The 7,654-nt window shown below is 35.6% G+C and carries 7 protein-coding genes and 1 riboswitch; of the genes, 1 reads left to right on the forward strand and 6 read right to left on the reverse strand.

From position 1 onward, the window contains the following. Positions 1-26: 26 nt before the first annotated feature. From GFJ36_RS00910 to modA, 6 genes are all read right to left on the reverse strand, one after another. Positions 27-1,667, reverse strand: a complete 1,641-nt coding sequence (locus GFJ36_RS00910; RefSeq protein ID WP_097907319.1) for a peptide ABC transporter substrate-binding protein — start codon at positions 1,665-1,667, stop codon at positions 27-29. Between the two features lie 132 nt (positions 1,668-1,799). Next, a riboswitch (SAM riboswitch) is annotated at positions 1,800-1,904 on the reverse strand. Positions 1,905-2,057: 153 nt separating this feature from the next. After that, positions 2,058-2,891: an aldo/keto reductase gene (locus tag GFJ36_RS00915; RefSeq protein WP_097891779.1), complete on the reverse strand. Its 834-nt coding sequence runs from the start codon at positions 2,889-2,891 to the stop codon at positions 2,058-2,060. Position 2,892: 1 nt separating this feature from the next. After that, a complete protein-coding gene (proC, locus tag GFJ36_RS00920; protein ID WP_097891776.1) occupies positions 2,893-3,696 on the reverse strand; it encodes a pyrroline-5-carboxylate reductase in 804 nt (267 codons plus the stop codon). A 212-nt stretch (positions 3,697-3,908) separates the two neighbouring features. Beyond that, complete coding sequence (locus GFJ36_RS00925; protein ID WP_000353549.1) at positions 3,909-4,760, reverse strand: GRP family sugar transporter; 852 nt, start codon at positions 4,758-4,760, stop codon at positions 3,909-3,911. Positions 4,761-5,060: 300 nt separating this feature from the next. Further along, positions 5,061-5,735: a molybdate ABC transporter permease subunit gene (gene modB / locus GFJ36_RS00930; RefSeq protein ID WP_087984959.1), complete on the reverse strand. Its 675-nt coding sequence runs from the start codon at positions 5,733-5,735 to the stop codon at positions 5,061-5,063. Positions 5,736-5,740: 5 nt separating this feature from the next. Continuing rightward, positions 5,741-6,547 (reverse strand): molybdate ABC transporter substrate-binding protein, encoded by an 807-nt coding sequence (gene modA, locus GFJ36_RS00935; RefSeq protein ID WP_098230784.1) that lies wholly within the window; start codon positions 6,545-6,547, stop codon positions 5,741-5,743. Between the two features lie 143 nt (positions 6,548-6,690). Here modA and GFJ36_RS00940 point away from each other — a divergent pair, with 143 nt between their 5' ends. Continuing rightward, the gene (locus tag GFJ36_RS00940; RefSeq protein ID WP_098230781.1) at positions 6,691-7,638 is read left to right on the forward strand and encodes a helix-turn-helix transcriptional regulator; all 948 of its coding nucleotides are present in this window, start codon (positions 6,691-6,693) and stop codon (positions 7,636-7,638) included. Positions 7,639-7,654 lie beyond the last annotated feature (16 nt).

Genomic DNA, 7,654 nt, shown 5'->3' on the forward strand with positions numbered 1-7,654 from the left:
AAAACCCCACTGATTAAAGTTTCGCTTTATTTTTCAATTTTGGCCCATTTGAAGTTTAATTGACCTGCAAAGTCTACTTGCACAATTCCTTTCACATAAGAACGTTCTAAATAAGATTCGCCTTTTTGGTAAAGAGGAGCGATAACAGAGTCTTTAAATAATATTTTCTCGGATGCTAGTAATGCTTCCCAGCGAGCTTTTTCATCACCGGCTAAAGTTGTTTTCACTTTTGCTATTGTTTCATCGAACTCCTTATTAGAGTAATGATCTAAGTTGTAAGGGTTATTCGTTGTAAATAGCTCAAGGAATGTAATTGGATCAGCAAAGTCAGGGCTCCAGCCGTCAATTCCAATTTCGTAGTCACCTTTTAATAAAAGTGAAACTTGTTGTTTACGTGGTTGTGGTTTCACATTTACTGTTAATCCATCTAAATTCTTTTCTAGTTGTCCTTTTAAGAACTCACCAGTTTTCTTATCAAGGTCAGCATCACTTGTTAATAATTCTAATGTTATCTTTTCAGAACCAAGCTCTTGTTTTGCCTTTTTCCATAATTCTTGAGCAGATTTTGTATCAACCTTTGTTAAATCGCCGTTTGCAGCACGGAAGTCTGTTCCGTCAGGTCCTTTTGCAAAGTTTTTCGGCACGAGACTAGAGGTTGGTGTAGAGCCGTCATTTAATAACGTATGTACAAAGGATTTTCGATCAATTGTTTGATCGATTGCTTGGCGTGCAGAAACGTTTTGAAGTACTTTGTTTTGTTGATTCATACGTAGAAACTGTACCCCTACGTTTGGCCGTTCTTTAAAGTTAGCATCCTTTTTATATTTATCAACGAAGTCAGATGTTAGTTTGATACGATCTAATTGTTTTGACTCGAATAAATTTACTTCTGTAGATTTTTCTTTTACGACGCTAAAATTGATTTCTTCCAGTTTGACAGTATCTTTATCCCAATAGGTAGGGTTTTTCTTAAATTTAAAGCTTTGCTCATGCTTCCAATCGCTTAGTGTAAAAGCTCCGTTGTACAAAATTGTATTGTCTTCTAAGGCATACTTATCACCTTGTGCTTTAAAGAATTCCTCGTTAATTGGTAGAAATGTTGGGAACGCTGTTAAGCTTATAAAGTACGGAACAGGACGTTCCAATTCTACCTCAAACGTATGGTCATCAATTGCTTTTACACCAAGTTGATCGGCTGGAAGTTCTTTGTTGTTAATTTTTGTTGCGTTTTTAATATCAAAGAATAGAAATGCATATTCAGAGGCTGTTGCTGGATCGACAGCTCTTTGCCAAGCGAAGACAAAATCTTTTGCTGTGACAGAAGTGCCGTTTGACCATTTTGAATCTCGCAGGTGGAATGTGTATTTCGTTTTATCGCCACTTACTTCATGAGATTTCGCAACGCCAGGGACAGGTTTGTTACCTTCACCAAGATTATACAAACCTTCAAATACGTTTCTCATTACTTGACCAGAATCAGTATCTGTAGCACGAGCTGTATCCATTGTTCGTATTTCAGTAGGTGAAGATAAGTTTAAAACCTGTTTACTAGGCGCCTCGTCTTTTGCATTTGCTCCGCTTGCTTCGTTTTTATAACTACCGCAACCAGTTAATAAAATACTTACTCCTACAACTGATGCAATACCGGGTACAAACTTCTTTTTCATTTGATTTTCCCCCTAAATAATTAAGTTTGGATGATGATGAGGGAAATGAAAAATAAAAAATCCCTCTTTTCATATTGAGAAAGAGGGATTTTTACGTACAAGTTATGCACCCGTATATAAACGAAGTCCCTCATTCTATCTTTCAAGCACAATGCTTGCAGGAAGTGGCACAGTATTCAAAATGAACCTGTTGCCGAGGTTTCAAAGGGCCAGTCCCTCCACCTCTCTTGATACAATGAGTAAACGAATAAATTTTATTAATTTTTGTGTTTCTTTGATAATTCAAAATCTTACACCTTGGATGATGAAGTGTCAACCAATCGGGATATAGTTTAAATTTTCAGTTTTATTTAACGAGAAAAACCACTGCATATGGCAGTGGTTTTTCTACTAGAAGTTAAAGTTATCTGGATCTGGACCAACGCGACGATCTTCATTTAGAGCTTGAATTGCTTTCATGTCATCAGCACTTAATTCAAAATCGAATATATTTGCATTTTCAATAATGCGATGTTCTTTAATAGATTTAGGGATTGTTACAACTTCATTTTGTAAATCCCAGCGTAAAATAATTTGTGCAGTTGATTTATTATATTTTGTCGCAATGTCTTGTAATGTGGAGTTATCCAGTAGTTGTCCCTGCATTAATGGTGACCAAGCTTCAAGCTGGATGTTATGTTCTTTACAGAAAGCGTGTAATTCTTCTTGTGCTAAACGTGGGTGGTATTCCACTTGATTGACCATTGGCTTAATTTCAGCGATTTCAAATACGTCTTGTAAGTGGTGAATGTGGAAATTACTCACACCGATAGCACGAACACGGCCATCTTTATAAAGTTTTTCTAACGCTTTCCATGATTCAGTATATTTCCCTTTTACAGGCCAATGTACTAAATATAAATCTAAATATTCTAGACCTAATTTTTCTAATGTAGTTTCAAATGCTTGGAGTGTCGTTTCATATCCTTGATCGCTATTCCATACTTTTGATGTAACAAATAATTCTTCACGTGAAACACCTGATTCACGAATCGCTTGTCCAACGCCTTCTTCGTTTTGATAGATTGCTGCAGTATCGATGCTGCGATAGCCATTTTTAATTGCTGCTTTTACAGATTCAATTACTTCTGAACCATCTTCTACTTTAAAAACACCTAAACCGAACCAAGGCATTTTTACACCGTTATGTAATGTTGTATAGTCTTTTAAACCTGTTAAATTCATATTATTTCCCCCTAGCTTTTTTGTTTGTTGCTTCTACTGCTTTTTGAATTGCCTCTGAAAAATTATATTCATATAAAGCTTTGAGACCTTCAGCTGTGGAACCACCTGGTGTTGTTACTTGTTCGCGGAGGTTAGCTGGATCTTGCGTTTGTTCAAGCATAGAAGCAGAGCCGGAAATCATTTGAATGACAAGGTGTTTTGCGGTTGCTTCATCGACTCCATAATTTTTTGTTGCTGCAATTAAGCTTTCAGCAAAGTAATAAAGGAAAGCTGGTGCACTTCCAGTAATTGCAGTAAGCTGATGAACTTCTTCCTCAGTGCAAAGTTGCGAAGTACCAATGCCTCTTAAAAGCAGTTGCAAGGTTTCTTGATGCATCTCGTTTACTGATTGTCCTGTTGTATATAAGGAGATTGACTTCCCAATTTCAGCAGCTGTATTTGGCATAATCCAAGCAACAGGCGTGTCCTTAGGGAGTCTAGCTTCTAAATAAGATGGACCAATGCCAGCAGCTACCGTTACGACAAGTTGATTCGATAGTAACGGAGATAGCTCCGCTAATAATTCTTCATGTGCAGAAGGCGGCATTGCTAAAACAATCGTATCAACAGATGTAACATGCTGCTTCCAATCTGTTGTGATAGACACATTATATCGCGCTCGTAATTGTTCTAGCTTTTCTACGTTGCTGCGGTTAGAAACGATAATTTTTTCGATGTATTCTTTGCTTGTTTTAAGTAATCCGGAAAATATAGCTTCTGCCATACGACCAGCACCAATAAATAGAATTCGATGTTTAGTTAGCATATCCTTTATTCCTTTCTAGTGGAGATATGTTATAAAAAACGATACCATTTTTAAGAGAATTTTGTAAAAAGAAAAGACTTATTGTGAAAAGGATGGAAATGGAGGGAGGAGGGTTAATATAAATAAGGTTATAAAAATTATTATACTTAAAAAATAGTTGTAATAAAAAATCCCTGAAGCATAACTGCTTTAGGGATTAATAGATTATAAGTTTATGCTTTTGTCATACCTAACAATACAGCACCGCCGATAATTAAAACACTACCTAGTGCAATAAAGATCAATTGACGTTTTGTTTTCTTTTCACCTAAGAAGACAATCGCACCGAATGTTGAGATAACGATTCCAGTTTGAGATAATGGGAAGCTTGTTGCTACTCCGACACGTGGTAATGAAAGAAGTAAGAATAAGTTTCCAGTTCCCCATAGTAAACCAGATAAAGCATTACGGATTGCATATTTGTTAAATGGTTTATGTTTAGATGTCAGTACAACCGCACCAACAAACATACCAACTGCTTGTGGTAAAATAGCAGACCAACCATCGATATTATACCAACGAATAATAATTACATATACAAGGTAACCGAAAGTAGAAACAATTAAAGTAAGAAGTCCTTTTTTCAATTGTCCTGGTGGCTGTGCATTTTCTTTGTCATCTAGTGATGTGAATACAACACCAACTACGATTAATAGGATTGCAATCGTTCCCAGAACAATCGTTGTTGTAGTAGTCCACTCACGGAAAGCGATAACCCCAAAGATAGAAGTTGCAACAAGTTGCATACCAGTAGAAATCGTTACAGTAGTTGAAACACCTAGTTTTTCAACTGTTTTTAATTGGTTTACTTGTCCTAAAGCCCAGAATAAACCTGAAATAAAACCAACAATCAAGACTGTCATTGTTAAAGCTGGTTGAGTAAATACATACATAATTGTTGCGAAGAATAGAGCACCGATTGTCATACCTACCGTTTGGCTATATGCACCACCGCCCATTTTTACGCTTACTAATAAGATGTTTCCCCATGCAATTGCAGGAAGAAGCGCTAATAAAATGTCCATTACAAGACTCCCTTCGGTTTTCTATACCAATATAATTACATATCGTTCTAACGATCGGTAATGCCCCACTACTAGAGTAGAAGATTACCGATCGCTAAAACAGGATGAAGAATTCACGATATAAATGCGTTTTCATTTCTTCATTTTTTGAAACACCTCCATATAATAACAGGAAATTGCCTATTTTAGAAAGTGAATTCAAATAAAATGTATATTTTAATAAAAGGTAAAATTCAGTTATTTCCCGGTGGTATATTTTATTTCCTAAGAAATAAAGAAGCAGCTTCGATAAAAGCTGCTTTAAGAGTTAGTAATTCTTTTATTAATAAGCTGAATACATAGCAGAAATAGGAGTGACATACTAATAGTGATAACTACAAGTGTCCAAGCGAGCTGCATATTACTTGCATCAATCGCCATGTAAATTGCAGTTGGGATTGTTTGAGTTTTACCAGGAATGTTCCCAGCAAACATGAGTGTAGCACCGAACTCACCGAGCGCACGAACAAAGCTCAAAATCATTCCGCTTAGTAAGGCGGGAAATGCAAGCGGAAGTGTAACGTGCAGAAAAACTTGATATTCACTTGCACCAAGGTCGCGAGCACTTTCTTCAATTTGTATATTTGCAATAGAAAATCCCGTTTTTGCTGATTGATACATGAGCGGAAATGCAACAACTGTAGAAGCGATGATTGCAGCAGTAGATGTGAACATAATGGACTGCTGAAATATTGATTCTATCCACGTTCCAATGGGACTATTATTTCCAAAAATGATAATGAGAAAAAAGCCGATTACAGTTGGCGGAAGTACCATTGGTAATAAGAAAATAGTTTCTAATATTATTTTATATCTCCATGAGGAGCGTGCTAACGCCCTTCCAATAATCGTCCCTAAAATTGTAACGATAATGGTGGCGCATGCAGCTACTCGTATAGATAGAAAGATTGGTGAAAAAATAGCATCAAAGCTCATGGCAATTATAATAGGACTGTAAATCCATATTTTTTAAAGATAGATTGTGCATCTTTTGACTGCAAATACTCATAAAATGAAGTCGCCTCTTTCTTATGCTTAGATTCCTTTATAACACCTAAAGGATAGTGGATTGGCTCATGCGAAGTAGCTGCTGCTGTCTCACCAATCTTTACTTTGTTTGAAATAAGAGCATCTGTTTTGTATACAATACCAGCATCGACATTACCTGTTTCTACATATGTTAACACTTGGCGAACATCTTTTGTAAATACGATTTTATTTTGAATGTCATTCCAAAGATTTTCATGTATGAGAGAAGCCTTTGCGTATTTTCCCGCGGGTACAGATTCAGGTGTACCAAGTGCGATTTTCTTAATTTTTTTATCTTTTAAATCTTGAATTTTCGTAAGAGAACTATCTTTTGGGATAACTAGAACAGGTTCATTTCCAAGAAGATTTTTCCCTTCTTTTTCATTAATGAATCCTTTTTTTACAAGAGTTTGGAATTTATCTTCGGCTGCTGAGAAGAATAAATCAGCAGGCGCGCCTTGTTCAATTTGTTGTTGAAGTGCACCAGAAGCACCGAAGTTAAAAGAAAGTTTAATATTAGGTTCTTTTTCTTTATATTGTGTTTCAATTTCTTTTAGTGCATCTTGTAAGCTTGCAGCTGCTGATATAGTAAGTTCAACTGCTTTTCCTTCTTTAGCAGTTGATTTCTCTTTCTTTTCGCCGCTTGTACATGCGGCACTAAATATAAGAAGAAAAGAAAGTATAAGTGCTCCGATGGATCGTAATGTAAACTTGTTCATAAAAAAATCCCCTTTCGTTTTGATATATTCAATTATATTCAATTATAACTAATTATAACTAGATATAATTAGTTATAATTGAATATAATTTGAACGATATAGTTGTTTTTTAATATAGGAGAAATATTCTTTTCTTTGTTACAATGAAGGAAGAAAGTGAGGAATCGTCTATGGATCATCATTCCTACACAACGGAAGAAGTAGCGAAGCGATTAAAGGTATCAAAATTAACTGTATACGATCTAATTAAAAAAGGAGAACTTCCTTCTTATAGAATTGGTAGACAGATGCGCATTGATGCAACAGATTTAGAACAATATATAAAGCAAATGAAAACAGGGAAAATACAAGGTACTCCTGTAAAGAGCGAAGATAGTAGGGGCTTGGATACATGTATTATTAGCGGACAAGAACTAACGTTAGATATGTTGGCAAAACGTATAGAAAATCGCCTGCCAAGTTCAAACATATTAAGGGCATATCAAGGTAGTTTAACGAGTTTAGTAAAAATGTATCAAGGAGAAGGAAATATCGTTAGCTTACATTTGTTTGATGGAGAAACAGGTACATATAATGTTCCGTATGTAAAACGTATTTTAGTGGGACAACCATGTACGATGATTAATTTATTAGTAAGAAACGTTGGGTTTTATGTGCAAAAGGGAAATCCGAAAAATATAAAAACATGGGCTGATTTATCTCAATCATCTATACGATTTGTAAATCGAGAAAAAGGTTCTGGCATTAGGGTGTTAGTGGATGAACAATTGCGCATTCAAAAATTAAATAAAGAGCGTATTAGTGGATATGAATGGGAAGAGTCGAATCATCTTGGTGTTGCCACGCAAGTCGCAAATGGAAAAGCTGACGTAGGAGTAGGTTCAGAAAAGTTTTCACAGATTGTAAATGTAGACTTTATTCCAATCATGAAAGAACAGTATGATTTAGTGATTTTGAAGAATAAAGAAAATGAAGAGCTGATCGAAGTCGTGAAAGATATTCTGCAATCGGAAGAATTTCATAATGAATTAAAAGTGATTGGCGGATACGATATGACGAAAACAGGTCAAATTATATATGAAATAAAGTGAAACTTTAATCAGTGGG

The sequence above is a fragment of the Bacillus sp. EE-W1 genome (assembly GCF_009760835.1).
Classification (GTDB): Bacteria; Bacillota; Bacilli; order Bacillales; family Bacillaceae_G; genus Bacillus_A; species Bacillus_A wiedmannii.